This is a genomic window from Halomonas sp. BDJS001, assembly GCF_026104355.1.
Taxonomy (GTDB): domain Bacteria; phylum Pseudomonadota; class Gammaproteobacteria; order Pseudomonadales; family Halomonadaceae; genus Vreelandella.
The window spans coordinates 2,324,014-2,345,106 of record NZ_CP110535.1; the positions used below are offsets into that span (position 1 = coordinate 2,324,014).

A 21,093-nucleotide genomic window follows, 5' to 3' on the forward strand; every position below is an offset into this window, starting at 1 on the left:
GAAACCCTGTGCATCACATCAACTTAGTCTGGTGTTAGACGAGAGAGTGAGGGCGCTTGAACGGTATCAAGCAGTACGGTGCGCAGTGCATGGGCAGCGACAGAGAGCTCCTGGTGGGTCAGGATGCCGACTCGACAGGAGATAGCGGGCGCCGTTAGCGGTATGCAGCGGGCGCCCACTTCGTGCATTTGGCGAATGCACATGGAAGGCACCGCGCTGACGCCCAGGCCGTCGGCTACCATTCTACCCACGGTGGAGAGCTGGTGGCTCTCAAAGGCCACCGTTAGCGCCATATGCTGCTTACCCAGTTCCTGTTCCAGTAAGCGTCGCACCATTGAGGGGCGCTGAAGCGTAATGAAATCGTGGTCGAGCAGTGCTGACCAGGCGAGCTGGGAAGAGTGGGTTAACGGAGAGTCAGGCGGTACAACCGCCACAAAATGGTCTTCAAACAGCGGCGTAAACAGCAGGCTGCCGGTACCCTCCGGCGAAAAAGCGATCCCCATCTCTACCTGTCGGGAGCGCACCATGGCGGTGACCTCCTCATTGATGACATCGTGCACCGTAATGTTGATTTTGGGGTACTGTTGGCGAAATTTAACCAGCGCCGCCGGGAGTAAGTTTCCGGCAAAGGCGGGCATTGCCGCCACACTGAGACGCCCCAGTTGGAGGGTGAAGCGCTGGCGCAAACGCTCCTCGGTATTGTCCCACTGGGCCAGCAGATGTTTGGCTAGCGGTAGCAGCGACTCACCTTCAGGGGTTAGTCTGACGCTACGGGTGCTGCGAATCAGCAATTTGCCACCCAGGGACTCCTCCAGGCCTTTAATCGCCAGACTTAACGCCGGTTGGGATAGGTGCAGGCGCTCGCAGGCTTGGGTAAAGCTGAGGGATTGGGCGACCGCCAGAAAGGCGCGTAGCTGTTTGACGGTCATTAAAGTACCTTTTATAAGTTTAAAAAATAAATTGATAAGAAAAACAAACTTAACAAATATATCATCTCGCACAACACTGACACTATCGTTAGCGTCAGTTCGCGTATTTTGGGCAGCGCTCATCTACGCTAATAGTGATCATCAACAACAATGTGAGGCACAACAATGGCAGGATTCGATAAGCGTGTAGCTTCCTACGAAGAGGCGATGGAAGGCATCGAGAGCGGCATGACCGTCATCGCCGGTGGCTTCGGACTCTGCGGTATCCCTGAAAACCTGATCGCCGAGATCAAGCGCCGCGGCGTTAATGATCTTACCGTGGTATCGAATAACTGCGGTGTCGATGGTTTTGGCTTGGGGATACTGCTGGAAGATCGTCAAATCAGTAAGATTCTGGCCTCTTACGTAGGTGAAAATGCCCTGTTTGAGAAGCAAATGCTCAATGATGAAATTGAAGTGGTATTAACGCCTCAAGGTACCTTGGCGGAAAAAATGCGTGCAGGTGGCGCCGGCATTCCCGCTTTTTACACCGCCACCGGCTATGGCACTCCGATTGGTGAGGGTAAAGAGGTTCGCGAATTTAATGGGCGACACTGTATTTTAGAAGAAGCCATCGTAGGTGACTTTGCCATTGTGAAAGGCTGGAAGGCGGATCGCTATGGCAACGTGATGTATCGCCATACGGCGCAAAATTTTAACCCCATGGCCGCCACGGCAGGGAAAATTACCGTGGTGGAAGTTGAAGAGATCGTTGAGCCGGGTGAGCTTGAACCTAGCCAAATCCATACCCCAGGCATCTATGTGGATCGGATTATTCAAGGCACGTTTGAGAAGCGGATAGAGAAACGCACGGTGCGTAGTTAAACCGCCACGGCTTCAAACGTCGTAACACTCGCTTCTCATTTAACGATTCAGCAAGAGGAAACTACCATGGCTTTAACGCGCGAACAGATGGCTCAACGTGTCGCTCAAGAACTTCAAGATGGTTTTTACGTCAACCTGGGCATTGGTATTCCCACCCTGGTTGCCAACTACATCCCGGATGGCATCGATGTCATGCTGCAATCCGAAAACGGGCTGCTGGGGATGGGCCGCTACCCCACCGAAGACGAGCTTGATGCAGATATGATCAATGCGGGTAAAGAGACGGTGACGGTTCGCCCAGGCGCGGCGATTTTTTCTTCCGCAGAATCGTTTGCGATGATTCGTGGCGGTCACGTTGATCTGACCGTATTGGGGGCTTTTGAAGTGGATCAGCAGGGCAACATCGCTTCCTGGATGATTCCTGGCAAGCTGATCAAAGGCATGGGCGGTGCTATGGATCTCGTCGCCGGTGCTGAAAACATTATATGCACCATGACCCACGCCTCGAAGCACGGCGAGTCCAAACTGCTGGAGAAATGCGAACTGCCGCTAACCGGCGCAGGCTGCATTAACCGCGTCTTAACGGATCTCGCCTATCTTGAAATAAAAGATGGTGCCTTTATTCTCAAGGAGCGCGCACCGGGCGTAAGCGTTGAGGAGATCGTCGAGAAAACGGCGGGCAAGCTAATTGTGCCTGACCATGTTCCCGAGATGACGTTTGACGCCTAATAACCACCACTCCCCGTAGACGCTAGTGTTTATGCCGCTAGCGTCTCAAGCCATCTCACAGCGCGTGTGGTGGGGAAGCAGGATATCGGCAATTCGCTCATGGTTATCTTCAACGTGCTTTTGGACGAGCGCCAGCCCCCCCAGGCAGAGACGATGCTCATCGCCATCGGCGAAAACTGTTTTCTGCGGCGTGGTGGGGTAAAAACGGTGATCCAGCAGTGACGACACTGTAAAAACGCCGTTCTGCTGCCCCTGCAGGCTTGGCATGCCCACTTCGTTGAGGCGTTGATCCAGCGCCTCCAAGGGCTCCCCAAGCTGCCCGCAATCAAAGCCAGCATGATGTAGTCGGGGGCCCATCACTGCTATCCAGGCCGCTAATGGATGCGCTTGCTGCAACTGCTGATAAAGCGACCAACTTGGCATTGGCCAGGGGCGGCCACGGCAGAGCAAGTTATGGCCCTTGCAGTCCTGAGGATGAGATTGTTGCACCAACCCTTCAATGGCTTCCCGTGGCGCCTTGGAGAGTGTGCCTATTTGCAGCTCCGCTAGCACCAGCCAACTGCTGCCATCGCTGGGTGCGAGCAGTTGCACAAGTAATCCTTTATCGGCCATGGCGTAGTGGCCCATCCGGCGATAGCCCATATGAGCCAAGTTGCCGGTAAGTGCGGCAGCGGTAAAAGGGCCGTAATTGAGGGTGACCAGCGTTAAATATTCGGCCGCGGTTGATAATGGCCACAGCCTAAGCGCACCGATATCGGGATGGGTATGTACATAGTCTAGCCACAGCTGCTGAACAAACTCCTGACGCTGCATGGTGAACTCCTTGCCTAAATTGGCACACCTAGCGTGAGCCATTAAGTAACTGCTCAGTATAGGCAAGCGAGGTAAGCAAGGGTTCAACGCGTATTAACGAGCGGTTAAACGGCAAGCAACTGCTGGTCGCGAACAAACTGATCAAATTCAGTAAAGCCGCCCACATGGGCTTGATCGACAAACACCTGAGGAACGGTGTGAATGGGTTTGCCTGCCGTTTTGGCAATATCTTCTTTCGTTACCCCTTCGGAAGGCATATCCACATAGCGATAGCCCTCAATTTTACCGACTTTTTCCAAGTGCTCGGCAAGCTGTTTAGCGCGCACACAGAAAGGGCATGACATCCGACCAAAAATAACCACAAACATAGCGGGTACTCCTTTACGATAAGCAGAATAAGTAACCAAGTGGGCAGCCACTGAAGGGTAAATAGCCGTTGGCTGAGCGACAAATTAGCGCCCATTGTGGCTGACCGGAGCTTGTTTCGCCAATAGCAGCTCGCTACATGAACCATTAATGCCCGTTATCATCTGGGAAAACGATTAAGCCTATGCAAACGCTTACCGCTGACGAATATGCTCTCCTTGCTGAAGTGGCAAAGGCGTACCGAGATGCGCACTTGCCGTCAATGAAACAGAAAAGTGACTGGAACCCGCGCTTAGGGGTTGATGCGCTATGCTTTCAGCATTACGGCGCTGAGCACCTGGTGGGTGCGTTGATTACACCTTGTGAACTTTGGTTGGTAGCTGTGCCCCAACCAGCTCTGCGGGCTGAGTCCATGGCGGAGACGTTGACGCTCTCATTGCCCTCAGGGGCTTATCGGCTATCCCGTGAGCTTTTACCTGGCGGCTACCAACTCTATAAACGCGCGATTTTGGGTGATTTAAGCGCGCTGGAGAGCATGCAGGAGGCCGCAAGGCTGGCGCAGCAAATGATGGCGCGTTTAATGCAACCCGCTGAAGTCTCTAACGCTTAGATAGCTATACTGACAAGCATGCTACGAACAGAACTTTCTATAGAACTCCCATCCACGTAGTGAAAAGGAAATTGCCTATGACTTCCCAAGCCGTTACAACGCCGCGAGTTGCGCTGGTCACCGGTACCAGCAGCGGGATTGGTGCCGCTGTGGTTAAGCACTTTTGTGAGTTGGGCCATCAAGTGCTTGCCGTCGATTTTAATCCGGCGGGTAAGGCGGTCGCTGAACAAGCAGGCGCGGCTTTCTTTGAAGCGGATTTAACCGACCCTGATGCCTGCCGGGCGGCGGTGGCCGATGCGGTCAAGCGTTTTGGCGGTGTGGATATACTGGTCAATAACGCTGGGATTCAGCACGTTGCCTCGATTGAGACCTTCCCCGAGGAGAAGTGGCGTCAGATTATGGATTTGATGCTAACGGCGCCTTTCTTGCTCACACAGGCGGCTTGGCCGCATATGCGTGAAAAGGGCTGGGGGCGTGTCGTCAACGTAGCCTCGATACATGCTCAGGTGGCTTCGCCAGGAAAAGCGGCGTATATCAGCGCCAAACACGGCATGATTGGTTTGACCAAAACGGCGGCGCTGGAGGGCGGCGAACAAGGCATCACGGCGAATGCGGTATGTCCTGCCTATGTCAAGACCCCGCTGGTGGACAACCAAATCGCCGACCAGGCTAAATTGCACGGTATGGAGGAGCAGGAGGTGATCGAAAAAGTCATGCTCAAACAGGCCGCGATCAAGCGCTTGATCGAGCCTGAAGAAGTGGCGCAGCTAGTTGCTTACCTGGCATCTGACGCCGCCGGTGCCGTGACTGGCTCAAGCTTTAATATCGATTTAGGCTGGACGGCGCATTAAGTTCTCGTTTCTTAAGTGCGCGGTTTCAAGGCTAATGAATGGTTGAGAGGCAGGTTGGAGCGAGGGTCTTACGCCATGGCCGAAAAATGTTCCCTACATTTCCGGCATTTATGGCGGTTAGATGGCGTAAGTAGCGCCCTCGCGGAAACCTGTCTTTTCAGCACCCAGGCGTGCAATTTAGCCAGTTGATATTGGTCAATTTAACGCCGTACCGGGCGTTTTTGTAGTTTGCGCTGCAGGGTGCGGCGGTGCATGCCTAGTGCCCGTGCGGTGGCGGATATATTGCCGTCGTGCTCCTGCAGCACTTTCTGAATATGCTCCCAGGTGATGCGGTTAATCGAGGGCGGATTGTCAGCCAGTTCAATATCCGGATCGCCAGTTTGGCGCTCAAAAGCGATTAAAACGTCATCAGCATCCACCGGTTTACACAAGTAATTAACCGCGCCGAGTTTCATTGCCTCAACGGCAGTGGCAATGCTCGAGTAGCCGGTCAGCACTACTATACGGCACTGTGGGACGGTGGAGAGTAGCTCGGGAAGGAGTTTCAGGCCTGAGCTGTTTTCCAGCTTTAAGTCAAGGGTCGCCATGGTGGGCGCATGCTGTGCCGCCATGGTCAGGGCCTGCTCTGCGTCGTGGGCAACGATGACCTCGTAACCGCGGCGGGTTAGGGCACGGTTCAGCACATGGCAAAACATTTCGTCGTCATCAATGATCAGCAGTCGTTGCTCTCGCGTTTGCATGTTGTCCTCAATCCATTCCTGGCGGTGCTTGGGGCGGTCGCGTTTAGTTTGGCGACGCACAGCGAGGCAGCGTAACTTCCGTAAGCGTGCCCCCTTCCGGGTGATTATACAGGCTTACGCCGCCACCAAAGCGATTGATGGTGGCATGGGTTAAAAACAGCCCGATGCCCATGCCCTTGCTTTCGTCGAAATAAACGTCTCCCCCAGCTGGTCGGCAATCGACATGGCGACACCTGGGCCATGGTCGCGTATATCAATCACCACGCTCTCACTCTGCCAGTCCAAGCGTATGGCAATGTGTTCAGGGTTCGCATCAGCGGCGTTGTTGAGCAAATTGGTTAATGCTTGGTCGAGGGTGGCATCGACGGCCAGCCAAGGCCTTCCGCGCTTCTCCGCCACATCGAATTGATGGCTCACATCCGGGCGCAGCACCAGCCAGCGCTGTACAACCCCTGCTAACCACACTTGCGCATCCAGCACTTCGGGTTCCGCCATGCGCCGACGGTCAGCGTTAGAGACTAAATTTTGCAGACGTGATTTGCACACGTCTACCTGCTGACGAAGTAAATTGATGTCTTGGTCGAGCGCCGAATCGGCGGGGGCATCGGCCTGCATCTCTTTGAGCAGAACTGCCATGGTAGACAAAGGGGTGCCCAGTTCATGGGCGGTACCTGCGGCTTGGGTAGCCACCGCCAGCACTTGCTCATTACGCAGCGCGGCTTCCCTCGTGCGGGAGAGTGCCTGATCACGGCTCCGCAGCGCATGAGCCATCTTGTAGATAAAAAATGTCACCAGGCCCGCTGAAAGGCCAAAGTTAAGCCACATACCCAATATGTGCAGACTCAAGGGACTATCGCTATTGATATGGCCCAGTTGGGGAATCGGGTAGTAGGAGAACATTAAAAAAGTATAGCCTGCCATGGAACAGGCGGCGATGATCCAGGCGTGGCGCCAGGGCAGTGTGGCGGCGGCGATGGTAACCGGTACTAGATAGTAAGTAATAAAAGGGTTGGTGGAACCGCCCGAGAAGTAGAACAGAAGTGTTAAGCCCGTGATATCGGCGAGTAAGTGCAGTAAGTACTCTAGATGCGTCACCGCACGTGGGCGGCCCAGGCGCCACCAGGTGGCGATATTGAGCACGCCCATGGAAATAACCACGCTCACCACAGCGGTTACCGGTAGATCGAAGGCCAGCAGCTCTACGCCCACCACAATCGCCAGTAAAAAACCGGTCCACGTAATGCCACGGACAATAGTCAGGCGCACCAGATTTCGGTTGGGGGTAGAGAGCGGAAGGGAAGGGCAGTCGGCATGATGGGCTTACTTGGTTCTGGCTTTAAAGCCATGAATGATAAATTTAATCAGCAGGGTCATGACGTAAGTTGCCCAGCCTGCAGAAGCCAAGATATTGAACAGCAGCATTTTAGGTGGAAGCCAGGCGCTACCCAGTAACGCTTCAATCATTATGTGGAAAAACATCGCCAGTAGCAGCGGTAGCGCCAGGGTGTGAATCCACATATCGGTGCGCCGTTTGCGGATATGGTAGCGCCCCAACAAGTAGCGTAGCGGCCGATGCGCCCAGCAAATAACCACCAGGGCCCCGATCACCAATAGGCTGGCGAGAGTGGGTTCCGTGCTGCCCATATGAACGGAGAGTGAAATTGACCAGGCGAGACTTAGCCACATCAACCCTTCCAGGCTGGCAATAATATCCGCATAGCGCCGCACGTTCTGCATAAACAACCGAATCCTTAGCGTCAAAAAACCAACTGTTATAAAAGCGTGTAAAAGTAACTGTTCGAGCTGAGTCTTAAAATAGCCGTGTCTTAAAAAGCAGCGACATGATACGACACTTGGACGAGGGTGTGGGCGTCTGAGGAGTGGATTTATCCCATCGCGCAATTGCGTATACTGTACACGCTGCATTATATCTGTCTTCACACCACAACAGGACTTGCCGTGGACACCGTAACACTGACCCGCCCCGACGATTGGCACCTTCACTTGCGCGACGATGAAGCGCTTAAAGCGGTAGTCGGCCATACTGCTGCGCAAATGGGGCGGGCGATTATTATGCCCAATCTCACCCCGCCAGTGACTACGACTGCCAAGGCGGCTGAATACCGTCAGCGTATTCTCGATGCTTTGCCCACGGGCAGTACCTTCGAGCCTTTAATGGTGCTTTACCTCACTGATACAACTCCGCCGGAAGAGATTGAGCGTGCGGCGCAAAGTGGCATTGTTAAAGCGGTGAAGCTCTACCCGGCGGGTGCAACGACGAACTCCGATTCAGGGGTGACTGATCTAGCTCGCTGTGACGCAACGATTGAGATGATGGCTAAGGTGGGCATGCCGCTTCTGGTGCACGGTGAAGTCACCCATGCAGAGATCGATATTTTTGATCGCGAAGCGGTATTCATTGAAACAGTGATGAAGCCACTGATGGCACGCCACCCAACGCTGAAAGTAGTGTGTGAGCATATCACTACCCAGCAGGCTGCTGAGTTTGTTGCACAAGCGCCGGACAGTGTGGCGGCCACCATTACCGCCCATCACCTGCTGTTTAACCGCAACAAAATGCTGGTCGGAGGCATTCGTCCTCACTACTACTGCCTGCCGATCCTGAAGCGTGAGCAGCATCGCCAGGCGCTACTAAAAGCAGCTACCAGCGGCAGCCATAAGTTCTTTTTGGGTACCGATAGTGCACCGCACTCCCAGGGGGCTAAAGAGTCAAGCTGCGGCTGTGCCGGTGCTTATACTGCCCCCGCGGCCATTGAGCTATATGCCATCGCTTTCGATGAAATGGATGCCTTGGACAAGTTGGAAGCCTTCGCCAGCCTTAATGGGCCGCGTTTTTATGGGCTAACACCTAACCCGGACACCATCACGCTTGAGCGGCGGAGTTGGACGCTGCCGGAAAGTTACCCTTACGCCCAGGGGGAGCAAATCATCCCCCTGCTGGCGGGGGAGACGCTGAATTGGGCGATTAAGTCTTAGCGGGTAGCGGATGCCGTCGACGACTTTAACGTCGGCGGCATCGAACACCAAGTAAGCCCGTTATACGCTGCCAAGTTGCTTAAGCATTTGATCAACCATGCGCGATGAGTGGTCGGCGGCCACTTCCAGAAACTCATCGAAGGAGAGATGGTTGTCGCCACCGCCGGGAATATCAGAGAGCGCACGGATAACCACAAAAGGGCACTGGTAAAGGTGGCACGTTTGGGCAATGGCGGCGCCCTCCATCTCTACTGCCAGCATGCTGGGAAACTGAGCGCGGGTAGCGTCTACCCGGGTGGGGTCGCTCATAAAGGCGTCACCGGTGGCAATCAAGCCTTCACGCACCTTGACTTCACCTAATGACGCGATGGCGTTGCGCGCGATTTCCCTTAGCGTTGTGTCGGCTAAGTAAGCCGCGGGCATCCCCGGTACCTGGCCTATCTCGTAGCCGAACACCACGGCGTCAACGTCGTGATGGCGCACTTCATCTGAAATGATCACATCGCCAATGGCTAAATCGGTGGCAAAGCCTCCGGCGGAGCCGGTATTGATAATGGCATCGGGTTGATGGCGCTCTAACAATATAGCCGTGCCCACTGCGGCGTTGACCTTACCTATCCCCGACTGCAGGACTACGATCTCTAATCCATAACGCGTTCCGGTATGGAAGACAAAGCCTGCATGCTCGTAGCGCTGGGGGGTGTCCAGTTGACTCACTAAGGTGCTTACTTCCTGCGCCATTGCGCCAATAATACCAATACGCTTCACTGCGCCATGCTCCTATATAAAAAGGGTGATGTTTAACTCAGGCGTGATCGGTCGCTAAGTCGTGCTGCTCGGCGGCTTCCAGGGTATTTTCCAGCAGCGTAGCGACAGTCATTGGCCCAACGCCCCCTGGCACCGGGGTGATAAAGCTGGCGCGCTCGGCGGCAGCAGCAAAATCAAGATCGCCTATTAGGGTGCCATCGTCCTGGCGATTGATGCCTACGTCGATGACAATAGCGCCCGGTTTAATCCATTCCCCCTTAACGATCCCCGGCTTGCCGACAGCCACGACCAGAATATCGGCACGGCTAACGTGGTCTTCAAGGTTTTGCGTAAAACGGTGACAGACGGTGGTGGTGCAACCCGCCAGCATCAGCTCCAGCGCCATGGGGCGGCCAACAATGTTAGAGGCGCCCACAACGGTGGCATCCAAGCCGCGAAGTGCAATGTCGTTTTGGGCCAGTAGGGTCATGATCCCTTTAGGCGTGCAGGGGCGCAGAGCAGGCATGCGTTGGGCTAAGCGGCCAATGTTGTAGGGATGGAAACCATCGACATCTTTGCCCGGCAGAATGCGCTCTAAAATGGGGCCGGCGTCGAGATGCTTGGGCAGCGGTAGCTGAACCAAGATGCCATCAATGGCTGGGTCGCTGTTGAGTTGGTCAACCAGGGTTTCCAGCTCATGTTGAGAGGTTGTAGCGGGCAGGGCATGCTGAAAGGAGATAATGCCTGCCTGCTCGCAGGCACGGTGCTTGTTACTGACATATACATGGGAAGCGGGATCGTCCCCGACCACAACCACGGCTAGTCCTGGTGCCCGCCCGCCAGCTTGACGGCGTAGGGCGATCTTTTCGGCAACCTGTTGGCGGACATTAGCAGCGATGGCTTTGCCATCGATTAGTTGGGCGGTCATGTAATGGAATCCCTGTGGATGTTAAAAATGGCCTAGGCAGTAAAGCGCTCATGCAGCAGCGCTTTAAAGACGGCAATTTTCGCATGCTGGGGCATCCAGGCAAAGCGCCTTCACTAACAATCACTTTAATGGTTGACTTTAAAATTAAAAATAGTAATATATGCCTCGCTTGAGACGGGCAGCACGGTAGCGTCTAAGGTGATAAAAATCGGGATGTAGCGCAGTCTGGTAGCGCGCCTGCTTTGGGAGCAGGATGTCGGGGGTTCGAATCCCTCCATCCCGACCATTCACTTAGCATGAAAGGTGGTAGTTTGCTTTTCCAAGCTGCAGTTGTGGTCTAGTGCTCATCAGTATTCGTTTGTTATGAATACTCTATGTGCGCCCATAGCTCAACCGGATAGAGCAACGGCCTTCTAAGCCGTAGGTTGCGGGTTCGATTCCTGCTGGGCGTGCCACCTAATTCAGTGGTAACAACCTGTCAGAATCCTATCTTCAAGCACTTGCTATTTGTTTTACGTAAGATTGTCTTTGGTGGGTGTAGCTCAGGGGTAGAGCCCCGGATTGTGACTCCGGTGGTCGTGGGTTCAAATCCCATCATCCACCCCAGTGACAATATTTGCGTTTCCAGTTTTAGGTTGTGGTGGGTGTAGCTCAGTGGTAGAGCCCCGGATTGTGACTCCGGTGGTCGTGGGTTCAAGTCCCATCATCCACCCCATTACCCCCGCATATTGCATTTCCTTCCTGTTCTAGTTACTACTTTTTTAGTTACTTCTCTGTCGATAAAGATGCTGCCCTTAGCCGGGTTTTTTTGCGTTTTCGGCATTTAGGAATTTCCATAGCTGGCTAGCGTGGCATCACCTTAATGCGATGGCCTGACATATGAGTGAGCGGTTCAGGCCTGCCAAGTAAATAACCTTGTGCGTAGTCAATGCCCATGTGCCGCAACGTATCCAGCGTGGTCTGCTGTTCCACGAATTCAGCAATGGTGGCAATGCCAAGCGCCTTGCCGACAGCATGAATGGCCTCGACCATCGCTCGGTCAATCGGATCCTGATCCACATTGCGGATAAAGTGGCCGTCAATTTTTAAATAATCGACCGGTAACTGCTTCAAGTAGCTAAAAGAGGAGAGTCCGGTGCCAAAGTCATCCAGTGCAAAGCGGCAGCCGTACTCTTTGAGGGTGACAATTAATTCGCCAACTCTAGAAAGTTGGGCAATGGCGGTGCTTTCAGTAATTTCAAAACAGAGCGTGCCGTGGGGTAGGCCTGCCATGGCGACTTGAGCAATAAGATCCTGGCAGAAGTCAGCATCAGATAGCGACTCTCCAGATAGGTTGATTCCCCACAAGCTGTGTGGCGGTAGAGTCGCGTAGCGGTTTTGATCCCCCAGCCAGGCTAGCGTGTTACGAATAACCCAGCGGTCTATGCGTACCATGAAGTGATAGCGCTCTGCGGCGGGCAGGAAACTGCCAGGCGCGATGATCTCTGCCCGCTCCTCAAGTCGGAGCAGAATTTCCCGGTAGCCAGGGCTATCGGCACAAACGGCTACAATAGGTTGAGCGTAAAGGCGGAAAGTGTCGTTATCCAAGCCATTTTGCAGGCGTTGTACCCACTGAAGTTCACCATGTTTCTCCAGTAATGAGTGGTCGTTAGGCTGGTAACAGTGGATGCGATTGCGGCCAGCCTCTTTGGCGGCGTAGCAGGCCGCGTCAGAGGCGTGGAGTGCCTGGCTCAACTGCATTGGCTGAGCAGTGTTCAGTTCAACCAGGCCAATGCTCACGCCGATACCAAAGGTGTGCCCCTGCCAGGCAAAACGGTACTGTTCGATATCACAACGTAGCGCTTCCGCAATGGACAATGCTCGCTCTATACCGCAATCGGGTAGCAACAAGGCGAATTCATCGCCACCCAGGCGGGCGGCAATATCGCTACTGCGCACATGGTCTTTGAGCTTTAACGCCACTTGGCGCAGCAGCTCATCTCCCGCTAGATGACCGCAGGTATCATTGACGATTTTGAACTGATCGAGATCCAGGTAGCACAGCACATGGTAACCCTCGTCGCGATTGAGTAGCGCAGTCAGTGCTGATTCGAAGGCGCGGCGATTGAGCAGATCGGTTAGGCTGTCGTGGCTGACCTGATAGCTGAGCTGTTCGGTGAGTTGGCGGGTTAGGCTCACATCCTGAAAAACAACCACTGCGCCTAAGGTAATGCCGCTACGCGAACGTATTGGCGAAGCGCTGTGCTGGATGGGGGTATGGGTGTGATCACGGTTCACCAGCAGGCAGTGTTCGGTGGAGTGCACTGGGGTTAGCTGAGTGAGCACTTGTCGGGCTGGGTTGCTTAGCGGCTCTTTGCTAGCTTCCTCGAGTAGTTGATACACCAGGGAAATGGGTTTATCCAGGGCCTCCTCAAGTGCCCACCCGGTTAGGCGTTTGGCTTCCGCATTGATAAAGGTGACGTTGCCACTGGCGTCACAGGTAATAACACCATCACCGATGGATGCCAGGGTAGTGCGGGCAAGGTCGCGTTCGCGGTTTAACTGCTCTTGGAGCTGTTTGCGTTCGGTGATGTCTCGTACCATTCCAGAGCGTTCTGACACAGAGCCGCTAGCCCCTTCGCTGACTTGTATTTCCAGGTAGCGCACCTGCATATCTGCATTGCGTCGCTTAATTTCATGACGTGCGCCAGGCGCTAAGGAGCGGGCGGGTAGTAGCGTTGAGACAGGTTGACCAATAAGCTGTTCGGCGTTGACTTCAAAGAGCTGCTCCGCGCCAGGATTCAGGCTTGTTAAAGTGCCGTCTGCCTGCCAGGTGATGACCCCATCGCGAAGGTTGCGCAGCATCACGCGGGTATGCCCCACGGCGCGCTCCAGGGCGGCGGTGACACGATTATAGCTTGCGGCTATTTCGCCCACTTCGGTAAACGGATCGGCCTCGATCCGCTGGCGCATATCGCCCTGACGTTCATGCTGGCGCATATGCTCAAGTAGTTGGTTTAGCTCGTTGTTGGCGCCATGTTCAGCGAGATTGAGGCCCATCTTTTCTGCCTCAGGTGAGACGCGTATAGGCAGGAAACGCCGGGTAACGCGGAACAGCAGCCAGGCGCTGCCAAAGCTCCAAATACCACACACCACAACGCCGACCAACTGTACGCCAAACTGAGCCGATCGGGACAAGCCGCTCTCCAGCAGCGAGAGGTCGGCCACCCAGGGCAAAGCGAGCGTACCCCAGACGCCTGCGACAAGGTGCGAAGGAATGGCGCTGACCGCATCATCGATATGCTTACTTAGCAGCCATTCGCTGGTCAGCACCATCAGTACGCCGCCAACCGCGCCTAGCCCAAATGCCGCCGATAAAGAGATCACATGAGCGCTGGCAGTGACAGCAACCAAGCCCGCAATGGCGCCATTAATCGCATACATCACGTCGGCGTAGCGTCGCGTTCTTAGTCCCATTAGCATGCCCGAAAGAATGCCGCCAACGGCGCCCAAAACAGTATTGGCTATTATGCCGGGTATTTGCTCGGTAACCGCCAGGGTGCTGCCGCCGTTAAAACCAAACCAGCCTAAAATCATAAACAGCGCGCCGAGCATAGCGAGAGGAAGGTTGCCAGAGGGAAAAACGGTGGGTGGTTTGCCGTGGGTGAAGCGCCCAGTGCGTGAGCCAATACAGAGTACGGCAGCCAGCGCCACCCAGCCACCCACGCTATGCACGACCGTCGAGCCTGCAAAGTCGATAAACCCGAGCGAACCGAGCCAGCCCTCTGCACCGCCTAACAGCCCGCCCCACGCCCAGTGGCCAAAAACCGGGTAGATGAGTAAGGCTATCCAGAGGGCCGTCCAGGTGTAGGCTAAAAAAGGCATACGTTCCGCCACCGCACCGGACACAATGGTCGCTGAAGTGGCGCAGAACATGGCTTGGAAAATAAAAACGGTAATCACCCAACTGCTGGACGCTTCCAACTGCCAGCCAAACAGTGTCGAACCGACTAAGCTCTGGTAAGAGTCGCCAAACATGATGCCAAAACCGACGAACCAGAAAACACTGACGGCAATGGCAAAGTCCGCTACGTTTTTCATAGCGACGTTGATGGCGTTCTTGGTACGCGTAGTGCCTGCTTCCAGGCAAAGAAAGCCAGCTTGCATCACAAATACCAGAGCAGCGGCCCACAGTACCCAAAGTGTGTCGAGCAGCGAGCTATGCAAATCTAGCGTGGCAGGCATGATGTTTTCCTTTGCAACTTTTGGTGCGGATGCGCTTCTTTTTGGTGCTTTATGGGTTTTGCGCGGTAGGAGAAGAAACCGTTACAGCGGCGCTAGCTGAATGCCATTAAGGTTTCCTAATAGAAACTAAGCAATTGTTATGCCGCTAATAGTGAAGTCATCGTTTTTAACGCTTATAGCAGTATTAATTGCTGTTTATTGCTATAAAAATAGCGTTTACGACTATATAAATGCGAATGAATTGGTGATATTTTTCAAATAGTTATCGATCTTCAATTGGGGGCTAAATCTGTGAAATGGAGTGCATCAAAATGGCGCGTCAAACCGTAGTTTTGGGAGCAGGCATGGTGGGTGTCAGCATTGCCTGGCATCTGCGCCAGCGGGGACATGAGGTCACCCTGGTGGATCGCCTTCAGCCTGGCCGTGAAACCTCGTTTGGCAATGCGGGTATTATTCAACGTGAAGCGGTTAGGCCTTACCTCTTTCCCCGCGACGTGAAGACGCTACTCAGCGTTTTACCTAACCGCCGGGTGGATATTCGCTATCGTCCGGCGGGCATGGTCAACGCCGCCTCACCGCTATTGCGCTACTGGATGAACTCAGCGCCAAAGGCTTACCAAAAAATTGTGCCGGAATACGCTTCGCTTATTCAGCTTTCGCTGAAAACTCACGGCCCGATGATTGATGCCGCGGGCGCGGATCATTTGGTGCGCCGCCAGGGTTGGCTTGAGCTTTACCGCACTCCGGAAAAACTGGCCGCGCGGGTTAAAGAAGCCGAAGAGGCGCGGCGCCTTTATGGCGTAGAGTTTGCGCAACTGGATAGGGCTGCGCTTGAGGAGAAAGAGCCTTCGTTAAGTGACACCATTATCGGTGCGATTCACTGGCTTGACCCCTGGACGGTTGCTGACCCAGGTGGGTTGGTCGCGGCTTATGCCCAAGCGTTTAGTAAAGACGGCGGGCGTATTTTGCAGTCGGATATCAAGTCGGTTCAACAAGTGGGTGACCGCTGGCAGGTCAATACCGCTGCTGAAGCGTTAGAAGTAGATAACGTCGTCGTGGCGCTAGGGCCCTGGGCGGGAAGCTGGCTTAAAGAATTAGGCTATCACTTTCCTACTTTTGTAAAACGTGGCTACCACATGCACTACGCACCTCAAGCGCCCGCTAAGCTAAATTTCTGGGTCATGGATGCAGAGGTTGGCTATTTATTAGCGCCGATGAACGCAGGTATTCGTCTGACCACCGGCGCGGAGTTGGATCGCCTGGATGCACCCGCTGATGTCAATCAATTAGGCGCTGCCGAGAAGGTCGCGCGTGGCGTGTTCCCGCTTGGCGAACGCCGCGATGCAGCGCCTTGGAAAGGTGCAAGACCCTGTTTGCCGGATATGAAGCCGGTGATTGGGCCTGCGCCCAGGCATCCCGGGCTATGGCTTGCCTTTGGTCATGGTCATCAGGGCTTTACCTTAGGGCCGGCAACCGGTTATCTGCTGGCGGAAATGATGGAGGGGCAGCCTACCACCATCGATATGGCGCCATTTCGTGCGGACAGGTTCTAGCTAATGCTAGATTGATTAATGCTCAGGTGAATTAAGCCGATAGTAGTAGAGGCTGGTAAGTAATAGTGAACGATATCTTTGCGCGTGATCTAATGCTTTGCTAGTTTGAAAGTACATTTGCACACCATGAGGTGGGACTATGGATGTAGGCATCAGCAGTTCAGTTAGCGCGTCGCTTTATATGAACCAAGCGCAAACTCCTGAGCAGGCACAAATGCAGGTGTTTAAAGAAGCGCTAGATACTCAGGCGCAGCAAGTGACCGAAATCATGGCTTCAGCGGACACAGGCGCTGAACCGGATTTGGCCAAAGAGGGTAATGTGGGTACGCAGGTTAATACCTACGCCTAGAGCCCAGTACCCTTAATGGTTGACTGGCAACGGTTATGACCGTTAGTACGAAAAAACGCTGACTTGCTCAGCGTTTTTTTTGGTCTTTTACAAGGGCGTTACGTTTGCTGCCACCCGCGACAACAGCTGCCTCCAGGCGTTACAATTGCGCCAATGAACATTGCTCACTGCGCGGTGGCTAATTAGCGAAAGCTGCTGATTGAATGCTGCGCTGAGACCCTATAGTTGAAGAGGCACAATGAAAGAGACACAGCTAGCCCATGAAGCTGGGCTTAGGCGCACCTTTGCGATTATTTCGCACCCCGACGCCGGTAAAACGACCATTACTGAAAAGATGCTGCTATTTGGGAATGCTATCCAGTTAGCCGGCTCGGTGAAGAGCAAACGTAACGATCGCCACGCAACGTCAGACTGGATGAAGATGGAGCAGGAGCGAGGGATTTCGGTGACGACCTCGGTGATGCAGTTTCCCTATGGTGGACGCATTGTCAACCTGCTGGATACCCCCGGCCACGAAGACTTCTCTGAAGATACCTACCGCACGCTCACGGCGGTCGATTCTGCCTTGATGGTGATCGACGGCGCCAAAGGTGTTGAGGATCGCACCATTAAATTGATGGAAGTGTGTCGTCTGCGCACCACGCCGATTCTCACCTTTATCAACAAAATGGATCGCGATATCCGCGACCCCATTGAGGTGATGGATGAAGTCGAGACCGTCTTAAACATTCAATGTGCGCCGATGACCTGGCCGATCGGTATGGGTCGCCACTTCAAAGGTGTTTACCACCTCTATAACGACGTGATTCATCTGTATACCCAGGGGCAGGGGAGCCGTATTCCTGAGGACAAGCGCATAGAGGGCTTACACAGTCCCGAAGTGGATGCTGTGCTTGGAGAAGAGCAGGCCGAAGAGCTGCGCATGGAAGTCGAGCTGGTGCGCGGTGCCTCCCATGAGTTTGATCTGGATGCTTACCGGAGGGGGGAGCTTTCACCGGTCTATTTCGGTACCGCCATGGGTAACTTTGGTGTGCGTGAAATGCTTGACGGTTTTGTCGAGTACGCGCCGCCGCCTCAGGCCCACGAAACCGATACGCGGGTAGTCACATCTGATGATGAGCGCTTCACCGGCTTCGTGTTTAAAATCCAGGCCAATATGGATCCCAATCACCGTGACCGCATCGCTTTTTTGCGGGTCTGCTCGGGTAAGTACGAAAAGAACATGAAGATGCGCCATGTGCGTATTGGTAAGGACGTTAAAATTGCCGACGCCTTGACCTTTATGGCCTCTGACCGCTCCCAGGTGGAAGAGGCCTGGCCTGGCGATATTATTGGTCTGCACAATCACGGCACGATTCAGATCGGCGATACCTTTACCGTGGGCGAAGATATGCGCTTTACCGGCATACCGCACTTTGCGCCTGAACTCTTTAAGCGCGTGCGGCTGAAAGACCCGCTGAAGATGAAGGCGCTACAAAAAGGCTTGCAGCAGCTTTCCGAAGAGGGCGCTACCCAGGTCTTTATGCCGATGGATAACAACGACCTGATTCTTGGCGCCGTAGGTACCCTGCAGTTCGATGTGGTCGCCCACCGCTTGAAAGAGGAGTACAAGGTCGACTGCTTGTACGAAGGGGTTAATGTACAGACCGCGCGCTGGGTCTACTGTGAAGATGCCAAAAAATTGGAAGAGTTTAAGCGTAAAGCCAGCGCCAACCTGGCGATCGATGGCGGTGGTTACCTCACCTATATCGCGCCTACCCGGGTTAACCTGCAGATGACCCAGGAGCGCTGGCCGGATATTCGCTTCCAGCCGACCCGCGAGCACTAACATGTATAGGTAGTAGTCCCATGCTGGTTGATGCCCACTGTCATCTCGATTTTACCCAGTTTGATCAGGATCGAGCAGAGGTGTTTGAGAGTGCCAAGGCAGTGGGTGTGGCGCACTTTGTGGTGCCGGGCACTACCCGTGCCCGCTGGCAGCAGGTGCTGGCGCTGGGCGAGCGGGCGGATACTTCGGTATGCCTGGGTTTACACCCTTATTTTGTCGATGAGCATCAAGCCTCGGATATTAACGCGCTTGATTCTCTGCTCGGTGAGCACCCTGAGGTTGTCGCCGTGGGTGAGTGCGGTATTGATGGTCGTTTTACCGACACCCTTGAAGCGCAGTGGCACTACTTTGATGCCCAGCTAAGATTGGCCAAACAGCATGCACTCCCAGTGGTGATTCACTGCGTCCACGCCAATGACAAGGTCGCTAAGCGCCTTCGCCAGCTTGCGCTTCCCGAAGCGGGGTTGATTCACGCCTTCTCAGGCTCCCTTGAGCAAGCGAACAAGTTTCTCGACCAGGGGTTCAAACTGGGGTTGGGCGGCGCTGTCACCTACGAGCGCGCCAAGCGGTTACGGCGAACCGTTGAGGCGCTGCCTGACGATGCCTTTGTGTTGGAAACCGACAGCCCTGATATGCCGCTTAGCGGCTACCAGGGAATGCGGAACGAGCCGCGGCGAGTAGCCGAGGTATGCAGTGCTGTGGCTAAACTGCGCGGACAAACAGTGGAGCAGGTTGCGGCACAGAGCAGTGATACCGCCGCGACGCTATTTGGCTTCTCCTGTACTTAACTACGCTAGACTTAGCCGTTAAGGCTAACCGCCAGCTGTTCCGGGTCAACGCGCTCGATTGTATAGGGCAGTGGCAGAAGGGTGGCTGGCGCCCCAGCTAAATAGAGCTGCATCGTTTCTTCGGCGACTTTGGTGCTCATGACCGCCAGCGTTTCAACGCCGCCTTGTTGGTTAAGCGCACTGACTACCACTTCGCCGACCGCTTTATCGTCGCCATTAACCACGCTGGCACCCACTTCTGGCAGCGATGCAGATTCTACACTGAGGCGCATCAAACGCTTTTTCACCTGACCACGGAAATGCGCCCGGGCGACGACCTCCTGGCCGGTATAGCAGCCCTTTTTAAAGCTAATGCCACCCAGCGCCTCCCAGTTAAGCATCTGGGGCAGGAAATGATCCTGCTGGGCATCGGATAACCACGCCAGGCCGCTACGGATATCTTCAAGCTGCCAGGCATTGCGGTCTGCCTGATCATTCTGGGCCGGCGCTATATCAATATTGGCGTCATCCTCGAAACATAATAGCCAACGCGGTGTCTCACCAGGGTAGCGAAGTACGCAGGCTTCCGCGTTGTGGGTGTGGGTGCCCACCTTGTCAGGTAGCGTCAGACCCAACTGGTTCGCAAGCGATGAGGCGCCTTCGCTTGTGCCAATCACGGTAAGATCGGGCAGTGAAACCAGTTCAACCTTGTAAAAAGCGGCGAATTTCTTCAGATGGTTGGCTAAGCTATCCAATAGGGTGCTGCTTAGCAGCAGCCGGAAATGCTCTTCGCCCAAGCGCATCAACTGAGCGTTGGCCAGCATGCGGCCCTTCGGTGTACAAAAGCAGGTGAGCGGGGCAAAGTGCCCATCGGCCAAGCTTACCTGAGCGCTGGTCTGGCCCTGAAGGAACTTCTCTGCATCCGCACCCTTCACATCCAGCGCGGCCAAGTGGTTAAGGCGGACGCTGCCAAGGGCCGGGGTGCTAGCGGTAACGGTCGCCATAAAACCTCCTGAAAAAGTGGCAAAGCGTTCAGTAGTGATCTATTCACTCTAAACGAGTAAAGCGTATCTTTTGTGCCTATAAAGTGTGGGCGGTGGGTGCTGATTGCAAGGCACCCTTAGCGTGCTAGACTCTTTCTTCTGTATCAGTTTTGCACAGCTCAACAGGCAGGGAAACGTCATGGCGCAGCAGTCGCTAACATTTCAAGGTGTTAAATCGGTTGACCAGGTCAACAAAATTACCACGGCGCTGATGATGCTTGACGGCGTTGATAGCGCCGAAGTGGGTCGGCATGGCGCCGATGTCGATGGTCGGGTAAAGCGCGAGGCGCTGATTAATGCCATTGAAAAACTCAAATTAGGCGTAAAGGTATCCTAATGCACCCTCCCATTACCGTGATTAGTGAGCGCAACCATCTCTTTCGGCAGCGTGTCGAAGTCGATGGCCTGGAGTCTCTCTATGGCGACGTGCCTCCTATCGTTGGTGGCGAGGGCAGTGCCCCTGATCCTCACGACTATTTTGATATTGCCTTGGGCACCTGCAAAGCGATCACCGTACAGATGTATGCCAAGCGCAAAGAGTGGCCGCTAGAGGGGATTACCGTCACTGTACAGCGCGATGATAGCCAGGAAAAAAAGGGTATCTACAAGCTGGACGTGGTATTGACGCTGCACGGTATCGATGACCCCGAGCAGCGCGCCAGGCTGGAAGATATCAGTCATCGTTGCCCCATTCAGCGATTGATGACTCAGTCAACGGTCGAGATCGCTACTCGGCTTAGCTAGTTTTGTTGGGT

Annotated in this window: 20 protein-coding genes, 4 tRNA genes and 2 pseudogenes; 16 read left to right on the forward strand and 10 right to left on the reverse strand. The window is 54.4% G+C overall.

The annotated features are described in order from the left end of the window. Positions 1–23: 23 nt before the first annotated feature. Positions 24–929: a LysR family transcriptional regulator gene (locus OM794_RS10635; RefSeq protein WP_211594286.1), complete on the reverse strand. Its 906-nt coding sequence runs from the start codon at positions 927–929 to the stop codon at positions 24–26. 165 nt (positions 930–1,094) lie between these two features. On the opposite strand from OM794_RS10635, the gene OM794_RS10640 reads away from it, so the two are divergent. Together OM794_RS10640 and OM794_RS10645 are read left to right on the forward strand one after the other, a co-directional pair. Beyond that, positions 1,095–1,793, forward strand: a complete 699-nt coding sequence (locus OM794_RS10640; RefSeq protein ID WP_064232851.1) for a CoA transferase subunit A — start codon at positions 1,095–1,097, stop codon at positions 1,791–1,793. Positions 1,794–1,859: 66 nt separating this feature from the next. Further along, positions 1,860–2,522 (forward strand): CoA transferase subunit B, encoded by a 663-nt coding sequence (locus tag OM794_RS10645; protein ID WP_088701497.1) that lies wholly within the window; start codon positions 1,860–1,862, stop codon positions 2,520–2,522. Between the two features lie 45 nt (positions 2,523–2,567). On the opposite strand, the gene OM794_RS10650 is transcribed toward OM794_RS10645, so the two are convergent. Both OM794_RS10650 and OM794_RS10655 read right to left on the reverse strand, forming a co-directional pair. After that, positions 2,568–3,335 (reverse strand): DUF1338 family protein, encoded by a 768-nt coding sequence (locus OM794_RS10650; protein ID WP_226249913.1) that lies wholly within the window; start codon positions 3,333–3,335, stop codon positions 2,568–2,570. A gap of 104 nt (positions 3,336–3,439) precedes the next feature. Further along, the gene (locus OM794_RS10655; protein WP_035579179.1) at positions 3,440–3,703 is read right to left on the reverse strand and encodes a GrxA family glutaredoxin; all 264 of its coding nucleotides are present in this window, start codon (positions 3,701–3,703) and stop codon (positions 3,440–3,442) included. 182 nt (positions 3,704–3,885) lie between these two features. Here OM794_RS10655 and hybE point away from each other — a divergent pair, with 182 nt between their 5' ends. Both hybE and OM794_RS10665 read left to right on the forward strand, forming a co-directional pair. After that, positions 3,886–4,311, forward strand: a complete 426-nt coding sequence (hybE, locus tag OM794_RS10660) for a [NiFe]-hydrogenase assembly chaperone HybE (RefSeq protein WP_211594289.1) — start codon at positions 3,886–3,888, stop codon at positions 4,309–4,311. A 77-nt stretch (positions 4,312–4,388) separates the two neighbouring features. Further along, positions 4,389–5,162, forward strand: a complete 774-nt coding sequence (locus OM794_RS10665) for a 3-hydroxybutyrate dehydrogenase (RefSeq protein WP_226249914.1) — start codon at positions 4,389–4,391, stop codon at positions 5,160–5,162. 200 nt (positions 5,163–5,362) lie between these two features. Here OM794_RS10665 and OM794_RS10670 read toward each other — a convergent pair whose 3' ends face one another. The 3 genes and pseudogenes from OM794_RS10670 to OM794_RS10680 all read right to left on the reverse strand — a co-directional run bounded on the left by OM794_RS10670 (position 5,363) and on the right by OM794_RS10680 (position 7,639). Beyond that, a complete protein-coding gene (locus OM794_RS10670) occupies positions 5,363–5,902 on the reverse strand; it encodes a response regulator transcription factor (protein WP_211594291.1) in 540 nt (179 codons plus the stop codon). 43 nt (positions 5,903–5,945) lie between these two features. Continuing rightward, positions 5,946–7,215 (reverse strand): annotated as a pseudogene (locus OM794_RS10675) (ATP-binding protein). Between the two features lie 7 nt (positions 7,216–7,222). Next, positions 7,223–7,639 carry a hypothetical protein gene (locus tag OM794_RS10680; RefSeq protein WP_088701491.1) on the reverse strand — a complete coding sequence of 139 codons (417 nt, stop codon included), beginning with the start codon at positions 7,637–7,639 and terminating at the stop codon, positions 7,223–7,225. 123 nt (positions 7,640–7,762) lie between these two features. Between OM794_RS10680 and pyrC the strand changes: the two are divergent. Beyond that, positions 7,763–8,899 (forward strand): annotated as a pseudogene (gene pyrC, locus OM794_RS10685) (dihydroorotase); the annotation flags it as partial. 60 nt (positions 8,900–8,959) lie between these two features. On the opposite strand, the gene mtnN reads toward pyrC, so the two are convergent. Together mtnN and folD are read right to left on the reverse strand one after the other, a co-directional pair. Further along, a complete protein-coding gene (gene mtnN / locus OM794_RS10690) occupies positions 8,960–9,667 on the reverse strand; it encodes a 5'-methylthioadenosine/S-adenosylhomocysteine nucleosidase (protein WP_226249917.1) in 708 nt (235 codons plus the stop codon). A 37-nt stretch (positions 9,668–9,704) separates the two neighbouring features. Next, positions 9,705–10,574 (reverse strand): bifunctional methylenetetrahydrofolate dehydrogenase/methenyltetrahydrofolate cyclohydrolase FolD, encoded by an 870-nt coding sequence (gene folD, locus OM794_RS10695; RefSeq protein WP_211594295.1) that lies wholly within the window; start codon positions 10,572–10,574, stop codon positions 9,705–9,707. A 14-nt stretch (positions 10,575–10,588) separates the two neighbouring features. Between folD and OM794_RS10700 the strand changes: the two genes are divergently transcribed. The 5 genes from OM794_RS10700 (at position 10,589) to OM794_RS10720 (ending at position 11,289) form a co-directional block, all read left to right on the forward strand. Next, entirely contained in the window at positions 10,589–10,747 is a 159-nt protein-coding gene (locus OM794_RS10700; protein ID WP_211594296.1) for a hypothetical protein, read from the forward strand. Between the two features lie 36 nt (positions 10,748–10,783). After that, positions 10,784–10,860 (forward strand) — tRNA-Pro (locus tag OM794_RS10705). 92 nt (positions 10,861–10,952) lie between these two features. Beyond that, positions 10,953–11,029, forward strand: a tRNA-Arg gene (locus OM794_RS10710). Between the two features lie 76 nt (positions 11,030–11,105). Next, positions 11,106–11,180 (forward strand) — tRNA-His (locus tag OM794_RS10715). Positions 11,181–11,214: 34 nt separating this feature from the next. Next, positions 11,215–11,289: transfer RNA gene (locus tag OM794_RS10720), tRNA-His, on the forward strand. 128 nt (positions 11,290–11,417) lie between these two features. Here OM794_RS10720 and amt read toward each other — a convergent pair. Then, complete coding sequence (gene amt, locus OM794_RS10725) at positions 11,418–14,798, reverse strand: ammonium transporter (protein ID WP_226249918.1); 3,381 nt, start codon at positions 14,796–14,798, stop codon at positions 11,418–11,420. 311 nt (positions 14,799–15,109) lie between these two features. Here amt and OM794_RS10730 point away from each other — a divergent pair, with 311 nt between their 5' ends. The 4 genes from OM794_RS10730 (at position 15,110) to OM794_RS10745 (ending at position 19,316) form a co-directional block, all read left to right on the forward strand. Next, a complete protein-coding gene (locus tag OM794_RS10730; RefSeq protein ID WP_226249919.1) occupies positions 15,110–16,351 on the forward strand; it encodes an NAD(P)/FAD-dependent oxidoreductase in 1,242 nt (413 codons plus the stop codon). Between the two features lie 139 nt (positions 16,352–16,490). Beyond that, a complete protein-coding gene (locus OM794_RS10735) occupies positions 16,491–16,700 on the forward strand; it encodes a putative motility protein (protein WP_226249920.1) in 210 nt (69 codons plus the stop codon). 238 nt (positions 16,701–16,938) lie between these two features. Then, positions 16,939–18,528, forward strand: coding sequence for a peptide chain release factor 3 (locus tag OM794_RS10740; protein ID WP_226249921.1), 1,590 nt, complete (start codon positions 16,939–16,941; stop codon positions 18,526–18,528). Between the two features lie 20 nt (positions 18,529–18,548). After that, the gene (locus tag OM794_RS10745; protein WP_226249922.1) at positions 18,549–19,316 is read left to right on the forward strand and encodes a TatD family hydrolase; all 768 of its coding nucleotides are present in this window, start codon (positions 18,549–18,551) and stop codon (positions 19,314–19,316) included. Between the two features lie 11 nt (positions 19,317–19,327). On the opposite strand, the gene OM794_RS10750 is transcribed toward OM794_RS10745, so the two are convergent. Further along, positions 19,328–20,299 carry a YgfZ/GcvT domain-containing protein gene (locus tag OM794_RS10750; RefSeq protein WP_226249923.1) on the reverse strand — a complete coding sequence of 324 codons (972 nt, stop codon included), beginning with the start codon at positions 20,297–20,299 and terminating at the stop codon, positions 19,328–19,330. Between the two features lie 178 nt (positions 20,300–20,477). Here OM794_RS10750 and OM794_RS10755 point away from each other — a divergent pair, with 178 nt between their 5' ends. Beyond that, entirely contained in the window at positions 20,478–20,675 is a 198-nt protein-coding gene (locus OM794_RS10755) for a hypothetical protein (protein ID WP_226249924.1), read from the forward strand. Further along, on the forward strand, positions 20,675–21,082 hold the full coding sequence (locus OM794_RS10760; RefSeq protein ID WP_226249925.1) for an OsmC family protein: 408 nt from the start codon (positions 20,675–20,677) through the stop codon (positions 21,080–21,082). The genes OM794_RS10755 and OM794_RS10760 overlap by 1 nt, the downstream gene beginning before the upstream one ends. Positions 21,083–21,093: the final 11 nt, after the last annotated feature.

What these genes read in the sequence shown, in the direction of transcription:
- OM794_RS10655 (WP_035579179.1), bottom strand. Translation starts at nt 3,703, where the DNA reads ATGTTTGTGGTTATTTTTGGTCGGATGTCATGCCCTTTCTGTGTGCGC.
- OM794_RS10750 (WP_226249923.1), bottom strand. Translation starts at nt 20,299, where the DNA reads ATGGCGACCGTTACCGCTAGCACCCCGGCCCTTGGCAGCGTCCGCCTT.
- OM794_RS10670 (WP_211594291.1), bottom strand. Translation starts at nt 5,902, where the DNA reads ATGCAAACGCGAGAGCAACGACTGCTGATCATTGATGACGACGAAATG.
- OM794_RS10635 (WP_211594286.1), bottom strand. Translation starts at nt 929, where the DNA reads ATGACCGTCAAACAGCTACGCGCCTTTCTGGCGGTCGCCCAATCCCTC.
- OM794_RS10760 (WP_226249925.1), top strand. Translation starts at nt 20,675, where the DNA reads ATGCACCCTCCCATTACCGTGATTAGTGAGCGCAACCATCTCTTTCGG.
- OM794_RS10745 (WP_226249922.1), top strand. Translation starts at nt 18,549, where the DNA reads ATGCTGGTTGATGCCCACTGTCATCTCGATTTTACCCAGTTTGATCAG.
- OM794_RS10730 (WP_226249919.1), top strand. Translation starts at nt 15,110, where the DNA reads ATGGCGCGTCAAACCGTAGTTTTGGGAGCAGGCATGGTGGGTGTCAGC.
- amt (WP_226249918.1), bottom strand. Translation starts at nt 14,798, where the DNA reads ATGCCTGCCACGCTAGATTTGCATAGCTCGCTGCTCGACACACTTTGG.
- folD (WP_211594295.1), bottom strand. Translation starts at nt 10,574, where the DNA reads ATGACCGCCCAACTAATCGATGGCAAAGCCATCGCTGCTAATGTCCGC.
- OM794_RS10665 (WP_226249914.1), top strand. Translation starts at nt 4,389, where the DNA reads ATGACTTCCCAAGCCGTTACAACGCCGCGAGTTGCGCTGGTCACCGGT.
- OM794_RS10640 (WP_064232851.1), top strand. Translation starts at nt 1,095, where the DNA reads ATGGCAGGATTCGATAAGCGTGTAGCTTCCTACGAAGAGGCGATGGAA.
- OM794_RS10755 (WP_226249924.1), top strand. Translation starts at nt 20,478, where the DNA reads ATGGCGCAGCAGTCGCTAACATTTCAAGGTGTTAAATCGGTTGACCAG.
- OM794_RS10680 (WP_088701491.1), bottom strand. Translation starts at nt 7,639, where the DNA reads ATGCAGAACGTGCGGCGCTATGCGGATATTATTGCCAGCCTGGAAGGG.
- OM794_RS10735 (WP_226249920.1), top strand. Translation starts at nt 16,491, where the DNA reads ATGGATGTAGGCATCAGCAGTTCAGTTAGCGCGTCGCTTTATATGAAC.
- OM794_RS10645 (WP_088701497.1), top strand. Translation starts at nt 1,860, where the DNA reads ATGGCTTTAACGCGCGAACAGATGGCTCAACGTGTCGCTCAAGAACTT.
- OM794_RS10740 (WP_226249921.1), top strand. Translation starts at nt 16,939, where the DNA reads ATGAAAGAGACACAGCTAGCCCATGAAGCTGGGCTTAGGCGCACCTTT.
- hybE (WP_211594289.1), top strand. Translation starts at nt 3,886, where the DNA reads ATGCAAACGCTTACCGCTGACGAATATGCTCTCCTTGCTGAAGTGGCA.
- OM794_RS10650 (WP_226249913.1), bottom strand. Translation starts at nt 3,335, where the DNA reads ATGCAGCGTCAGGAGTTTGTTCAGCAGCTGTGGCTAGACTATGTACAT.